Below are 14,761 nucleotides of genomic sequence, written 5' to 3' on the forward strand. Positions count from 1 at the left end.
GCGATGGCGGACGTTCAGGTGCTGAAGGACTTAGCCCTTGGCGCCAGCCTCGATCATGTTTTCCGGCCGCACCCACGCATCAAACTGTTCATCGGTCAGATAACCCAGTTCCAGCGCGGCCTCACGCAAGGTCAGCCCTTCGCTGTACGCCTTCTTGGCGATTTCCGCCGACTTGTCGTAACCGATGTGCGGGTTCAACGCCGTCACCAGCATCAACCCACGTTCCAGATGTTTTGCCATGACTTCGGCGTCCGGCTCAAGACCGGCGATGCAGTGCTGCTGGAAGTTGCTGCAGCCATCGCCGAGCAGGCGGATCGATTGCAGCAGGTTGTGGATGATCACCGGTTTGAACACGTTCAACTGCAAGTGACCCTGGCTCGCGGCAATCCCGATCGCCACGTCATTGCCCAGCACCTGGCAGGCGAGCATCGACAGCGCTTCGCACTGGGTCGGGTTGACCTTGCCGGGCATGATCGAACTGCCCGGCTCGTTGGCCGGCAAGCGTACTTCGGCAAAACCTGCGCGTGGGCCGGAGCCGAGCAGGCGCAGGTCGTTGGCGATTTTCATCAGCGCCACGGCGAGGGTTTTCAGCGCGCCGGACAGGCTGGTCAGCGGTTCGTGGCCGGCCAGTGCGGCGAACTTGTTCGGTGCAGTAACAAACGGCAGACCAGACAGCGCGGCCAGTTCCGCCGCAATCGCCTCGCCGAAACCGTGCGGCGAGTTCAGCCCGGTACCGACCGCGGTGCCGCCCTGCGCCAGTTCACACACCGCCGGCAGCGCGGCGCGGATCGCCCGTTCGGCGTAATCCAGCTGCGCGATGAAACCGGACAATTCCTGACCGAAGGTGATCGGCGTCGCATCCATCATGTGCGTGCGACCGGTTTTCACCAGTTTCATGTGCCGGGCGGCCAATTCGGCGAGGCCACCGGACAGTTCGGCAATCGCCGGCAGCAGTTGCTCCTGCACGGCTTTGACGGTGGCGATGCTCATGGCGGTGGGGAAGCAGTCATTGGAGCTTTGCGAGCGGTTGACGTGATCGTTCGGGTGCACCGGCGTCTTGCCGCCGCGCGGGTTGCCGGCCAGTTCGTTGGCGCGACCGGCGATCACTTCGTTGACGTTCATGTTGCTCTGCGTGCCGCTGCCGGTCTGCCAGACCACCAGTGGAAACTGGTCGTCATGCTGGCCGTCGAGGACTTCGTCGGCGGCTTGTTCGATCAGGCGGGCGATGTCGGCGGGCAGGTCGCCGTTGCGGTCGTTGACCCGTGCGGCGGCTTTCTTGATCAGGGCCAGGGCATGCAATACCGGCAGCGGCATGCGTTCCTGACCAATGGCGAAGTTGATCAGCGAGCGTTGCGTCTGAGCACCCCAGTAGGCGTCGTCCGGGACATCGATCTGGCCCAGGCTGTCGGTTTCGATACGGCTCATCGTGCACACTCCTGTTGGTCTGTTTGCGCAGTTTAGGCCGGTGTCGGCCCAGGTGGTTCCCTCGATCCGATTGTTGACCGGCAAATCCCCGTCAATCAAGCGCGGCAAGGCCCGGGGGTTGAGCCGCAGCGATTTTTAGGCGCAGAATGGTCGCCCTTGGGGTTTTACCTCGCTTTGCTTAAAAGGAAACTCGATGACTCGTCTTCGTGCCATCTGTACCGCGGTTGCACTGGTTTGCGCCAGCGGCCAGGTGCTTGCCGATACCGCCAGCCACAACGCCAGTGCCGAAGCTTTCCTGACCCTGGCGCACGCTGACAAACTGGGTACCCCGGTGTACATGCAAGTGCAGCAAATGTTCGCCCAGCGTTTTGAACAGACCAAAGCCCCGGAATCCAAGAAAGCTACCCTGGAAACCTATCAGGCCAAGGCCAACGCCGCTCTGGACCAGGCCATTGGCTGGAACAAGCTGAAGCCGGACATGGTCAAGCTCTACACCAGCAACTTCAGCGAATCCGAGCTCAAGGACCTGGTTGCGTTCTACCAGTCGCCACTGGGCAAGAAAGTCCTGGAAAAAATGCCGCAGCTGACCCAGCAATCGGCCCAGATGACCCAGGCCAAGCTGGAAAGCGCAGTACCGGTGGTCAACAAGCTGCTGGAAGACATGACCAACGAGCTGGCCCCGAAAGGCGCTGCTCCGGCCAAGAAAAAGCCGTAAGCGGAGTTCGTGATGACCATGCAACAACGCATCGAATCGACGCTGGGTCTGCTTCAGCCCGAGCATCTGCAAGTGCTGGATGAAAGCCACATGCACAGTCGCGGGTTACAGACCCACTTCAAGGCTGTGGTGGTCAGCGCGCAGTTCGAGGGCCTGAACCGGGTCAAGCGCCACCAGAAGGTCTACGGCACGCTCGGCGAGCTGATGGGTGAGTTCCATGCGTTGGCGCTGCACACCTACACCCCGCAGGAATGGGCAGAGATCGGCGCCGCCCCGGCGTCGCCGACCTGTGCCGGCGGTAGCAAACACTGATATTGGACGGTTTTGTTCGTGGTGCTTTTGTGATGAGGGAATTTTTGTGGCGAGGGGATTTATCCCCGATGGGTTGCGCAGCAGCCCCAAAACCACAGAACTCGATATGCCTGAAATACGCATTATCAGGGTTTGGGGCCGCTTCGCGCCCCATCGGGGATAAATCCCCTCGCCACAGAAACATCAGCAGATCCTAAAACCACAGTGTTTTTGCTAGAATCCGCAACGCGCCGCTTAGTCGGCGCGTTTTTTTTGAATCCGGTTCACCCTTTACGAGGGTAGCCACCTGGAGAAATACCCATGACACAACCGATTGTCGTGGCGGCACTGTATAAGTTCGTCACCCTCGAAGATTACGTCAACCTGCGCGAGCCACTGCTGCAAGCGATGGTCGACAACGGCATCAAAGGCACCCTGCTGATCGCCGAAGAAGGCATCAACGGCACGGTTTCCGGCACGCGCGAAGGCATCGACGGCCTGCTCGCCTGGTTGAAGAACGACCCGCGCATGATCGACATCGATCACAAAGAGTCGTACTGCGACGAGCAGCCGTTCTACCGCACCAAGGTCAAGCTCAAGAAAGAGATCGTCACCCTCGGTGTCGAAGGCGTCGACCCGAACAAAAAGGTCGGCACCTACGTTGATCCGCAAGACTGGAACGCGTTGATCAGCGACCCGGAAGTGCTGTTGATCGACACGCGCAACGATTACGAAGTGTCGATCGGCACCTTCGAAGGCGCCATCGATCCGAAAACCACCAGTTTTCGTGAATTCCCCGACTACATCAAAGAACACTTCAACCCGGCCGTGCACAAGAAGGTCGCGATGTTCTGCACCGGTGGCATTCGTTGCGAGAAAGCGTCGAGCTACATGCTCGGTGAAGGCTACGAAGAGGTTTACCACCTCAAGGGCGGCATCCTGAAGTACCTTGAAGAGGTGCCGCAGGAAGAAACCAAGTGGCAGGGCGACTGCTTCGTGTTTGACAATCGCGTGACCGTGCGCCACGACCTCAGTGAAGGCGACTACGATCAATGTCATGCCTGCCGCACGCCGGTCAGCGTTGAAGATCGCGCCTCCGAACATTACGTCGCCGGTATCAGCTGCCCGCACTGCTGGAACAACCTGAGCGAGAAAACCCGTCGCAGCGCCACCGATCGGCAGAAGCAGATCGAACTGGCCAAGGCGCGCAACCAGCCGCACCCGATCGGCTACAACTATAAGCAAGCATCCACCGAGGCTTAACCATGTCTGCGCGCCTGCTCTATGTGATGGATCCGATGTGTTCGTGGTGCTGGGGGTTCGCTCCGGTGGCCAAGGCACTGGTCGAGCAGGCGCAGGCAGCCGGGGTGGAGTTGCATCTGGTGGTCGGTGGTCTGCGCACTGGCAGCGGTTCGGCGCTGGAACCGACCACGCGTCGTTACATCCTTGAGCACTGGCAAGCGGTCACCGAGGCCACCGGCCAGCCGTTCAAGTTCGACGGCGCGCTGCCCGATGGTTTTGTTTACGACACCGAACCTGCCTGCCGCGCGATCGTCACCGCGCGCAGCCTTGCGCCCGATTGTGCGTGGACGCTGGTTGGGCTGATTCAGCAGGCGTTTTACGCTGAAGGTCGCGATGTCACTCAGGCCAGCGTACTGGTGGAACTGGCCGAGCAGGCCGGTGTGCCGCGTATCGAATTCGCCGCGCTGTTCGATCATGCCGATCAACACAAAGCGACTCAGGCCGATTTCAGTTGGGTACAGGATCTCGGCATCGCCGGTTTCCCGACCTTGCTCGCCGAACGCAATGGCCAACTGGCGTTGCTCACCAACGGCTATCAACCGCTCAGCGAATTGTCGCCCTTGCTCGGCCGCTGGCTGGAGCGCGCCGCCTGTGCCTGACCACGCCGATGACACGCCAGCCGTAAAGCGTGTCGACCGGCTGAGCTGGGCAGAAGTCCGGCGCCTGGCACTCAATCACAACAAATCCCTGTGGATCGCCAACGGCGTGGCCGTGCTGGCGACGCTGTGCAGCGTGCCGATTCCGCTGCTGCTGCCATTGCTGGTCGACGAGGTGTTGCTCGGCCACGGCGACGCCGCGCTGAAAGTCATGAACCATGTGCTGCCGACGATGTGGCAGCAAGCGGCGGGTTATATCGGCCTCATGCTGGTGGTCACCCTGACACTGCGATGCAGCGCGCTGTGCTTTGGCGTGTTGCAGTCGCGGCTGTTCGCACGGCTGGCCAAGGACATCGTCTATCGCATCCGCGTGCGCCTGATTGATCGGCTCAAACGTATTTCCCTCGGCGAGTACGAAAGTCTCGGCAGCGGCACGGTGACCACGCATCTGGTCACGGACCTGGACACCCTCGACAAGTTTGTCGGTGAAACCCTCAGCCGTTTTCTGGTGGCGATGCTGACCTTGGTCGGCACCGCGAGCATTCTCATGTGGATGCACTGGAAACTGGCCTTGCTGATTCTGCTGTTCAACCCGCTGGTGATTTACGCCACGGTGCAGTTGGGCAAACGGGTCAAGCATCTGAAGAAACTCGAGAACGACAGCACGGCGCGTTTCACCCAGGCGCTGAGCGAAACCCTCGATTCGATTCAGGAAGTGCGTGCGGGCAACCGTCAGGGTTACTTCCTCGGCCGGCTCGGGTTACGGGCGCAGGAAGTGCGTAATTACGCAGTCAACTCGCAGTGGAAAACCGACGCATCCAATCGCGCCAGTGGACTGCTGTTCCAGTTCGGTATCGATATATTCCGTGCGGCGGCGATGCTCACCGTGCTGTTTTCCGACCTGTCGATCGGTCAGATGCTCGCGGTGTTCAGTTACCTGTGGTTCATGATCGGCCCGGTGGAACAGCTGCTGAATCTGCAATACGCCTACTACGCGGCCGGCGGTGCGCTGGCGCGGATCAACGAGTTGCTGGCACGCGCCGATGAGCCGCAGTACCCGGGCGGTGTCGATCCGTTCAAGGGCCGCGACACCGTGGGCATTCAGGTGCAAGGCCTGAGCTTCGGTTATGGCGACGAATTGGTGCTGAACAAGCTGGACCTGTCCATCGCGCCCGGTGAGAAGGTGGCCATCGTCGGCGCCAGCGGCGGCGGCAAAAGTACCCTGGTGCAGTTGCTGTTGGGACTGTACACGCCGCTGGCCGGGACCATCCGTTTCGGCGGTTCGACCCAACAGGAAATCGGCCTGGAGACGGTTCGCGAAAACGTCGCTGTGGTGTTGCAACACCCGGCGCTGTTCAACGATACCGTGCGCGCCAACCTGACCATGGGCCGCACCCGCAGCGACGAAGCCTGTTGGCAGGCGCTGGAAATCGCCCAGCTCGAACCCGCTATCCGCGCCTTGCCGGACGGCCTCGACAGCATCGTCGGGCGCTCCGGTGTGCGTCTGTCTGGCGGTCAGCGCCAGCGCCTGGCGATTGCGCGAATGATCCTCGCCGAGCCGAAAGTGGTGATCCTCGACGAAGCCACCTCGGCCCTCGACGCCGCCACCGAATACAACTTGCACCAAGCCATGGCGCGCTTTCTCAATGGCCGCACGACGCTGATCATTGCCCACCGCCTGTCGGCAGTGAAACAGGCTGATCGGGTGCTGGTCTTCGATGGCGGGCAGGTTGCCGAAGATGGTGATCATCAGCAGTTGATTGCCGACGGCGGGCTGTACGCCAAACTCTATGGCCACCTGCAACAAATCCATCGCCCTTGAGTTTTGTCGGCGTTTCTGTGCTTAGTGCTTGAATTGCTTTGACTAAAGACGCCCGGAATACCTCCGCGGACAGCAACGTTGCACGATCGACATAGAGGACGGCAGAGCTGTCCCTTTGACATGTCGAAAATTAGCCTAGGCTGAGCTGTCAGGAGCGGTATTTTCCGGTGTTCATCTGGCAGTGCTTGCGCAAGGGATCTCATGAAGCAAAAGCGGACTCTCGGAACGCCACGGTTGTTGGGCATCGTCTGGCCATTTATTGCCGTCGTGTTATTTCAGGCCCTGTTGGGGGGCGTGAGTCTTTACGTGCTGTCGGCCGTTCGCGGGTATGTGGCGGGGGAGAGTCTCTGGTCCAAGGGCCAGAAAGACGCCATCTACTACCTCAATCTGTACGCCGACAGTCGTGACGAGTCGATTTTCCTCAAATACCAGAATGCGATTGCCGTGCCTCAGGGCGGCCATCAGTTACGCCTCGCGCTGGATCGCCAGCCGCCGGATCTGGCTGCTGCGCGCGAAGGCATTCTCAAGGGCGGCAATCACCCCGATGACGTCTCCAGCCTGATCTGGCTGTACCTCAACTTCCGTCATTTCAGTTACCTGGAAACCGCCATCGACCGCTGGACCGTGGGTGACGCCTATCTGGTCGAGCTCAATGACGTGGCGCGCGAGATGCATCGGAGCATTGCGCAGAACAGCGCCAGCAGCGCCGACATCCAGGGCTGGAAGGCGCGGATCTTTGCCATCAATGACGGCGTGACCCCGGCGGCGAAAGCGTTCAGCGATGCCCTGGGCGAAGGCTCGCGGATGATCCTGCGGCTGCTGCTGTTCACCAACCTGGCCACGGCGCTGGGCTTGATCGTGCTGGCCTTGTTACGCACGCACAAACTGCTCAAGCAGCGTCATGCCTTCGCCGAAGCGCTGCAACTGGAGAAGGACCGCGCGCATGTCACGTTGCAATCGATTGGCGATGGCGTCATCACCACTGACGTGAGCGGCGCTATCGATTACATGAACCCCGCCGCCGAAGCCATGACCCACTGGAAGGCCGAACAGGCCGCAGGATTGCCGCTGGCGGCGTTGTTCAACTTGCTCGACGACAACGCCCAGACCGAAGGCCTGACCCTGATCGAGCACATTCTCAGCGGCCAGCTCAGTGGTGGCAGCGAGCACTCCAAGCTGATCCAGCGTCTGGATGGCAGCACGGTTTCGGTGACGCTGGTTGGCGCGCCGATCCGCAATAGCGGCAAGGTCATTGGCACGGTGCTGGTGCTGCACGACATGACCCAGGAGCGGCAATACATCGCCAATCTGTCGTGGCAGGCCACCCATGATGCGCTGACCGGGCTGGCCAACCGCCGCGAGTTCGAATATCGCCTGGAACAGGCATTGCACAACCTCACGCGCCAGTCCGGGCGGCATGCGCTGATGTTCCTCGATCTGGATCAGTTCAAACTGGTCAACGACACCTGCGGGCATGCCGCCGGCGATGAACTGTTGCGGCACATCTGCACGTTGTTGCAATCAGGCCTGCGCGAGGGCGACACGCTGGCGCGCCTGGGCGGTGACGAGTTCGGCATTCTGCTGGAGAACTGCGCGCCGGAAGCGGCTGAGAAGATCGCCGAGTCGCTGCGCCAGACCGTGCAGAATCTGCATTTTGTCTGGAAAGGGCGGCCCTTCCTGACCACCGTGAGTATCGGCCTGGTCCATGTCGCGCAAACGCCGACAACCCTCGAAGCCTCGCTGCGTGCTGCCGACATGGCCTGCTACATGGCCAAGGAGAAGGGGCGCAACCGCGTGCAGGTCTACCATGCCGACGATTCCGAGCTGTCGCTGCGCTTCGGCGAAATGGCCTGGGTGCAACGACTGCACATGGCGCTGGAAGAGAACCGCTTCTGCCTCTATGCCCAGGAAATCTCGCCGCTGAAACCGAGCGACGGCAAGGGTGGGCACATCGAGATTCTGCTGCGTCTGCACGATGAAGCCGGTCGGATGATTCTGCCGGACAGTTTCATTCCGGCCGCCGAACGTTATGGTTTGATGAGTCAGTTGGATCGCTGGGTAGTGCAAAACGTATTTAAGGTTATTGCTCAATGTATTGCACAAGAACATAAAGGCCCATTAGCAATGTGTGCGATTAATCTGTCAGGCATTACTATCGGAGATGACGCGTTTTTGCACTTCCTGCGGGAACAGTTTGTTATTTATTCGATTCCGCCTGAAATGATTTGTTTTGAAATTACTGAAACCAGTGCAATTTCAAACTTGGGTAGTGCAATCAGATTTATTAATGAACTCAAAGGCTTGGGCTGCTATTTCTCGCTTGATGACTTTTGTGCCGGAATGTCTTCATTCGCTTATCTGAAACATTTGCCTGTAGACTTCCTGAAGATCGATGGGAGTTTCGTAAAGGATATGCTGGACGACCCGATTAACCGCGCAATGGTCGAAGTGATCAATCACATCGGCCATGTCATGGGTAAGCAGACAATTGCCGAGTTTGTTGAAACAACCCAGATCGAGCAGGCATTGCTTGAGATTGGTGTGGATTACGCTCAGGGTTATGTTATTGAACGCCCGCAATTGTTTACCTGCGACAGTTTGCTAAGTCGCCCCGCCAGACCGCAGCCGCTGTTATTCAAAGCGCCTGGCACGTTCCGTTGAAATCTCTCGCCGATCCTTACAATCACAAATCAAAAGGAGCCGAACAGTGATCGACACATTCAACCGAACCGGACCACTCATGGAAGCTGCAAGTTATCCCGGCTGGGCACAACAGCTGATCGAGGATTGCAGCGAGAGCAAGCGCCGGGTTGTCGAACATGAGTTGTATCTGCGCATGCGCGATAACAAGCTCAGCGCCAAAACCATGCGCCAGTACCTGATCGGGGGCTGGCCGGTGGTTGAGCAATTTGCCTTGTACATGGCGCAGAATCTCACCAAAACCAAATTTGCCCGTCACCCGGGCGAAGACATGGCGCGGCGCTGGTTGATGCGCAACATCCGCGTTGAACTCAATCACGCCGATTACTGGGTGCACTGGAGTCGCGCGCACGGCGTCAGTCTGGAAGATCTCCAAGCCCAGCACGTGCCGCCCGAACTGCATGCGCTGAGTCATTGGTGCTGGCACACCAGTTCTGCCGATTCGCTGATCGTGGCCATCGCCGCGACCAATTACGCTATCGAAGGCGCGACCGGGGAGTGGTCGGCGCTGGTCTGTTCTACCGGGGTTTACGCCGCTGCGTTCCCCGAAGAAGACCGAAAGCGGGCGATGAAGTGGCTGAAGATGCACGCCCAATACGATGATGCTCATCCGTGGGAGGCGCTGGAAATCATCTGCACCCTGGCGGGCATGAACCCGAGCAAGGCTTTGCAGGCCGAGCTGCGTCAGGCGATCTGCAAGAGCTATGACTACATGTACCTGTTCCTGGAACGCTGCATGCAGCTCGAAACGTCGGAGCGTTTGCTGGTAAGTCGTGAGCGCAGGGCCGTGGTCGAGAGCTGATATTCGGCTAAACGCAAAACCAAATGTGGGAGCGAGCCTGCTCGCGAAAACGGTGTGTCAGTCAACTCATTGTTGAATGTCAGATCGCATTCGCGAGCAGGCTCGCTCCCACACTGTTTTGTGGTGTTTGGAGGGACTCAGCCCGCCATCGCCAAGCGATTACGTCCTTCGCGTTTGGCCACGTATAGCGCACTGTCCGCGCGGCGCAACAGGCTTTCTACCGATTCGCCCGGAAGCAGGGTCGAGCAACCGAGGCTGACCGTCAGCTCGATCAGTTGCCCATCCGCGTAATACTCCGCCGCCTGCGCCGCATAGCGCAGACGCTCGCCGACCATCGCCGCCGCTTCCCGGCTGGTGTTGGACAGCAGGATCAGAAACTCTTCCCCGCCATAGCGAAACACCATGTCGACGTTGCGCAACTGTCCCTTGATCGATGCGGCCACGGCTTTGAGCACGGTGTCGCCAGCGCTGTGTCCATGACTGTCATTGACGCGTTTGAAGTGGTCGATATCGAGCATCAGCACGGATAAAGGTTGCAGATGCCGACGCGACATTTCGATCTCGCGTTGCAGCGTTTGCTCCATGGCGATGCGGTTGCCGGCGCCGGTCAACGGATCACGCAATGCGCTTTGCGTCGCGGCGCGATAGAGCAGGGCATTGCGCATCGGAAACAGCAACGACGACAGCAGCGATTCGAGATTGCCCTGATCCTGTTCGTTGAAACGTTGATTGCGCCGGAACACCAGTTCGCCCATGTGCTCGCCTTCGTGGCTCAAGCTGTAGCTGACCGAATGATGGCCTCGGGCGCCGAATTCCAGGCGCAGGTCACTGCCCTGATGCGCGTAGCTCAAGGCATCCAGCGGCACAAGACGTTGTACTTCGCGGAAGAACAGACCGAGGATCCGTTGCGGTTCAAGACTGGTTTGCAGTTGCAGGCTCATTTGCTGGCGCAGTTGCGCCAGGCTGGTCGGTCGCTCCAGAAGGGGAGGCAGTTGACCAAAGCCCAGGCGTTGCAATTTGGCACTGTCAAAGTCAATTGCATTGGTCTGGGAGGGTGATTTCATATGGCGTGAGCCCCTAAGCAGTAAGTCTGTCTTACAGGCTGGGTGAGAGCGGCTATGGGCTGCGCGTCATACTGATCCATCAGTCCCGTAGGACATTTGGCGTAAGTTTAGTCTGCCTGATGACGATTAGTCAGCTATCGAATCAGGCCTTGCCCCATTGCCTTCACACGGCATGCTTTGAGGAAAATTAGAGCGAAAGTCGTGCCATTCGGTTCGGTTTTATTTAACCCGTTATAAATCAACGACTTGATATGAAAGGTAAGGAGGTTGTGCTGGATATTTGACTGTTATGTGACGGCAGGCAGCGGCAAATGCGTGCCGCGACGGTAATCCGCCACGGCAACAAATGCGACGTATGGCATTACTGTGCGTTGAATGCCTGGCCGTTGATGCCGGTACTGTCCGGGCCCATCAAGTACAGATAGACCGGCATGATTTCCTCCGGAGTCGGATTGTTCAGCGGGTTTTCTCCCGGATAAGCCTGCGCGCGCATGCTGGTGCGAGTGCCGCCCGGGTTGATGCTGTTGGCGCGTACTGGCGCCACGCCGTCGACTTCATCGGCGAGGGTTTGCATCAGGCCTTCGGTGGCGAACTTCGACACGCCGTAAGCGCCCCAGTAGGCCCGACCCTTGCGTCCGACGCTGCTGGAGGTGAACACCACCGAAGCATCCTGCGACAGCTTGAGCAGTGGCAGCAGAGTGCTGGTGAGCATGAACATGGCGTTGACGTTGACCTGCATGACGCGCATGAAGTTTTCGCCGGACAACTGCTCGATCGGCGTGCGTGGGCCAATGATCGAGGCGTTGTGCAGCAGACCGTCAAGATGACCGAATTCGCTTTCGATCATCGCTGCCAGCTCATCGTATTGATGGGGCAGGGCGGTTTCGAGGTTGAACGGAATCACCGCCGGTTGCGGATGGCCCGCCGCTTCGATCTCGTCGTAAACCTGGGTCAGATTCGCTTCAGTCTTGCCCAGCAGCAGCACGGTAGCGCCATGCGCGGCGTAGGTCTTGGCGGCAGCCGCGCCAATGCCGCGCCCGGCACCGGTGACCAGAATGACCCGATCCTTGAGCAATTCGGGACGAGCGGAGTAATCGAACATAAAAACCTCACAATCCATTCATGAAGACCTGCTTCACCCTTTGTGGTGAGGGGATTTGTCCCCGATGGGTTGCGCAGCAGCCCAGCATTCTTTCAGGTCGATTTGACGTGCAGGTTTAACGACGGCTTCGCCATCGATCGGGGATAAATCCCCTCGCCACAAACGGCTCCTGCAAACAGTCGGGTCAGCAGCTGCAAAGCGCGCTATCGAGCACCTTGCGCAACTCCGACGGATGATCCACCACAACATCCGCACCCCAGTGCCGTGGGTTGTCATCCGGATGAATGTAGCCAAACGTCACCGCTGCCGTTTTTGTACCGGCATCGCGGCCCGACTCGATATCGCGTAGATCATCGCCTACAAACAGAACCGTCGACGGATCCAGATCAAGCATCTTGCAGGCAAGAATCAACGGCTCCGGATCCGGCTTGCTGTTTTTCACGTGATCGGGGCAGATCAGCAGCGCCGAGCGCTCGGCCAGCCCCAGTTGTTGCATGATCGGCTCGGCGAAGCGCAGCGGCTTGTTGGTCACCACGCCCCAAACCAGATTGGCTTTCTCGATGTCGGCCAGCAGTTCACCCATACCGTCGAACAGCTTGCTGTGCACTGCGCAGCCAACCAGATAGCGTTCGAGGAATTCCAGACGCAATTGCTCGAAGCCCGGCGATTCCGGGTCCATCGAGAAAGTCACCGCGACCATGGCTTTGGCGCCGCCGGAGATTTCATCGCGGATGTGCTTGTCGTTCATCGGCGGCAAGCCGCGATCCGCGCGCATCGCCTGACAAATGGCGATGAAGTCCGGCGCGGTGTCGAGCAGGGTGCCGTCCATGTCGAAAAGGACTGCTCTGATGGCCATCGGCTTACTCCTCGCGCAGGGTCTGGATCATGTAGTTGACGTCAACGTCGTTGGCCAGTTTGTAGTGCTTGGTCAGCGGGTTGTAGGTCAGGCCGATGATGTCCTTGACGGTCAGGCCGGCCATGCGGCTCCAGGCGCCCAGCTCGGACGGGCGGATGAATTTCTTGAAGTCGTGGGTGCCGCGCGGCAGCAGCTTCATGATGTATTCGGCGCCGACGATGGCAAACAGGTACGCCTTCGGGTTGCGGTTGATGGTCGAGAAGAACACCTGGCCGCCCGGTTTGACCATGCGGAAGCAGGCGCGGATCACTGACGATGGGTCGGGCACGTGCTCAAGCATCTCAAGGCAAGTTACTACGTCGAACTGCTCGGGCATTTCTTCGGCCAAAGCTTCGGCGGTGATCTGCCGGTATTCGACACTGACGCCGGATTCCAGCTGATGCAGTTGCGCCACCGCCAATGGCGCTTCGCCCATGTCGATGCCCATCACGGTGGCGCCGCGCTGGGCCATGGCTTCGCTGAGAATGCCGCCGCCGCAACCGACGTCGAGGACCTTCTTGCCAGCCAGATTGACCCGCTCGTCAATCCAGTTGACCCGCAGCGGGTTGATGTCGTGTAGCGGTTTGAATTCGCTTTCACGATCCCACCAGCGATGGGCCAGGGCTTCGAATTTGGCGATTTCGGCGTGGTCGACGTTGCTCATGTTCAATTCCTCGAAAAACTTGAAAAAGGCTGTAGCCGCGGATTGTGTTCCGCGGTGTTTACGATTTGGTGTGGCCGCTGATGCGCTGGCCCCAGGTGCGGGCGGTGGCGCCCAGCTGTTGTTCGTCCATACGCGTCAGGCGCCGGTCGTCGAGCAATTGTTTGCCGGCGACCCACAGATGTTTCACGCAATCGCGACCGGTGGCATATATAAGCTGCGAAACCGGGTCATAGACCGGCTGCTGGGCCAGGCCGGAGAGGTCGAAGGCGACGATGTCGGCGGCTTTGCCGATTTCCAGCGAGCCGACCTGCGATTCTATGCCCAGCGCCCGCGCGCCGTTGAGAGTGGCCATGCGCAGGGCGCGGTGGGCATCGAGCGCGGTGGCCGAGCCGGCGACGGCTTTGGCCAGCAGTGCGGCGGTGCGCGTTTCACCCAGCAGGTCGAGGTCGTTATTGCTCGCTGCACCATCAGTGCCGACGGCGACATTCACCCCAGCCTGCCACAGACGCTCCACCGGGCAGAAACCGCTGGCCAGTTTGAGGTTCGATTCCGGGCAATGGATCACGCTGGTGTTGCTTTCTACCAGCAACGCCAGGTCGTCATCGCTGATCTGCGTCATGTGCACCGCCTGGAAGCGCGGGCCGAGCAAACCGAGTCGGCCGAGGCGGGCCAGCGGCCGTTCGCCACGCTGCTCGAGCGCTTGCTGGACTTCAAAGGCAGTTTCATGGACGTGCATGTGAATCGAGGCGTCGAGCTCCTCGGCGATCACGCGGATTTTCTCAAGGTTCTCGTCGCCGACGGTGTAGGGTGCATGAGGGCCGAAAGTGATCTTGATCCGCTCATGATGCTTGAGGTCGCCAAACAGCTCGACGCCCTGACGAATGGCTTCATCGGCGCTGCTGGCGCCGGGAATCGGGAAGTCGAGGATCGGAATGGCGATTTGTGCACGGATACCGCTGTTGTGTACACGCTCACTGGCAACCTTCGGGAAGAAATACATGTCCGAGAAGCAGGTGATGCCGCCCTTGATCTGCTCGGCGATGGCCAGATCGGTGCCGTCACGGACGAAGTCTTCATCGACCCATTTGGCCTCGGCCGGCCAGATGTGGTTTTCCAGCCAGGTCATCAGCGGCAGATCGTCGGCCATGCCACGGAACAGCGTCATCGCCGCGTGGCCGTGCGCATTGATCAGGCCGGGAGCGAGCAGCACATCCGGCAGCTCGCGGATTTCCGTGGCGTTACATTTCAACGCTTCGGCGCGCGGGCCGATAAACACGATGCGACCGTCGCGGATGCCCAGGCCGTGCTCCTTGAGCACAACGCCTGCAGGTTCGACGGGTACCAGCCAGGTCGGCAGCAATAATAAGTCGAGCGCAATGGCAG

At 59.6% G+C, this 14,761-nt stretch carries 13 protein-coding genes; 7 read left to right on the forward strand and 6 right to left on the reverse strand.

What is annotated here, in order from left to right; genetic code table 11:
* Window positions 1–30: 30 nt before the first annotated feature.
* Window positions 31–1,425 carry a class II fumarate hydratase gene (locus ACIONG_RS15260; RefSeq protein WP_401300644.1) on the reverse strand — a complete coding sequence of 465 codons (1,395 nt, stop codon included), beginning with the start codon at window positions 1,423–1,425 and terminating at the stop codon, window positions 31–33.
* 193 nt (window positions 1,426–1,618) lie between these two features.
* On the opposite strand from ACIONG_RS15260, the gene ACIONG_RS15265 reads away from it, so the two are divergent.
* The 7 genes from ACIONG_RS15265 (at window position 1,619) to ACIONG_RS15295 (ending at window position 9,653) form a co-directional block, all read left to right on the forward strand.
* On the forward strand, window positions 1,619–2,140 hold the full coding sequence (locus tag ACIONG_RS15265; protein WP_103305660.1) for a DUF2059 domain-containing protein: 522 nt from the start codon (window positions 1,619–1,621) through the stop codon (window positions 2,138–2,140).
* A gap of 12 nt (window positions 2,141–2,152) precedes the next feature.
* Window positions 2,153–2,452 (forward strand): BolA family transcriptional regulator, encoded by a 300-nt coding sequence (locus ACIONG_RS15270; protein ID WP_064588634.1) that lies wholly within the window; start codon window positions 2,153–2,155, stop codon window positions 2,450–2,452.
* A 300-nt stretch (window positions 2,453–2,752) separates the two neighbouring features.
* A complete protein-coding gene (locus ACIONG_RS15275) occupies window positions 2,753–3,694 on the forward strand; it encodes a rhodanese-related sulfurtransferase (protein ID WP_401300648.1) in 942 nt (313 codons plus the stop codon).
* 35 nt (window positions 3,695–3,729) lie between these two features.
* Window positions 3,730–4,332, forward strand: a complete 603-nt coding sequence (locus tag ACIONG_RS15280; RefSeq protein ID WP_172828209.1) for a DsbA family protein — start codon at window positions 3,730–3,732, stop codon at window positions 4,330–4,332.
* Window positions 4,325–6,151, forward strand: a complete 1,827-nt coding sequence (locus ACIONG_RS15285; RefSeq protein WP_401300650.1) for an ABC transporter ATP-binding protein — start codon at window positions 4,325–4,327, stop codon at window positions 6,149–6,151. The genes ACIONG_RS15280 and ACIONG_RS15285 overlap by 8 nt, the downstream gene beginning before the upstream one ends.
* A 201-nt stretch (window positions 6,152–6,352) precedes the next feature.
* Window positions 6,353–8,812, forward strand: coding sequence for an EAL domain-containing protein (locus ACIONG_RS15290; RefSeq protein WP_213026237.1), 2,460 nt, complete (start codon window positions 6,353–6,355; stop codon window positions 8,810–8,812).
* Between the two features lie 79 nt (window positions 8,813–8,891).
* Window positions 8,892–9,653 (forward strand): TenA family transcriptional regulator, encoded by a 762-nt coding sequence (locus tag ACIONG_RS15295; RefSeq protein ID WP_371919323.1) that lies wholly within the window; start codon window positions 8,892–8,894, stop codon window positions 9,651–9,653.
* A 137-nt stretch (window positions 9,654–9,790) separates the two neighbouring features.
* On the opposite strand, the gene ACIONG_RS15300 is transcribed toward ACIONG_RS15295, so the two are convergent.
* From ACIONG_RS15300 to ACIONG_RS15320, 5 genes are all read right to left on the reverse strand, one after another.
* A complete protein-coding gene (locus ACIONG_RS15300; RefSeq protein ID WP_103305666.1) occupies window positions 9,791–10,717 on the reverse strand; it encodes a GGDEF domain-containing protein in 927 nt (308 codons plus the stop codon).
* Between the two features lie 361 nt (window positions 10,718–11,078).
* Window positions 11,079–11,819 carry a YciK family oxidoreductase gene (locus ACIONG_RS15305; protein WP_103305667.1) on the reverse strand — a complete coding sequence of 247 codons (741 nt, stop codon included), beginning with the start codon at window positions 11,817–11,819 and terminating at the stop codon, window positions 11,079–11,081.
* 184 nt (window positions 11,820–12,003) lie between these two features.
* On the reverse strand, window positions 12,004–12,675 hold the full coding sequence (gene mupP, locus ACIONG_RS15310) for an N-acetylmuramic acid 6-phosphate phosphatase MupP (RefSeq protein WP_213026235.1): 672 nt from the start codon (window positions 12,673–12,675) through the stop codon (window positions 12,004–12,006).
* Between the two features lie 4 nt (window positions 12,676–12,679).
* Window positions 12,680–13,378, reverse strand: a complete 699-nt coding sequence (gene ubiG / locus ACIONG_RS15315; protein WP_025113081.1) for a bifunctional 2-polyprenyl-6-hydroxyphenol methylase/3-demethylubiquinol 3-O-methyltransferase UbiG — start codon at window positions 13,376–13,378, stop codon at window positions 12,680–12,682.
* Window positions 13,379–13,436: 58 nt separating this feature from the next.
* Window positions 13,437–14,756 carry a TRZ/ATZ family hydrolase gene (locus ACIONG_RS15320; protein WP_401300659.1) on the reverse strand — a complete coding sequence of 440 codons (1,320 nt, stop codon included), beginning with the start codon at window positions 14,754–14,756 and terminating at the stop codon, window positions 13,437–13,439.
* Window positions 14,757–14,761: the final 5 nt, after the last annotated feature.

Source organism: Pseudomonas sp. NPDC087817 (assembly GCF_044742875.1).
GTDB lineage: Bacteria > Pseudomonadota > Gammaproteobacteria > Pseudomonadales > Pseudomonadaceae > Aquipseudomonas.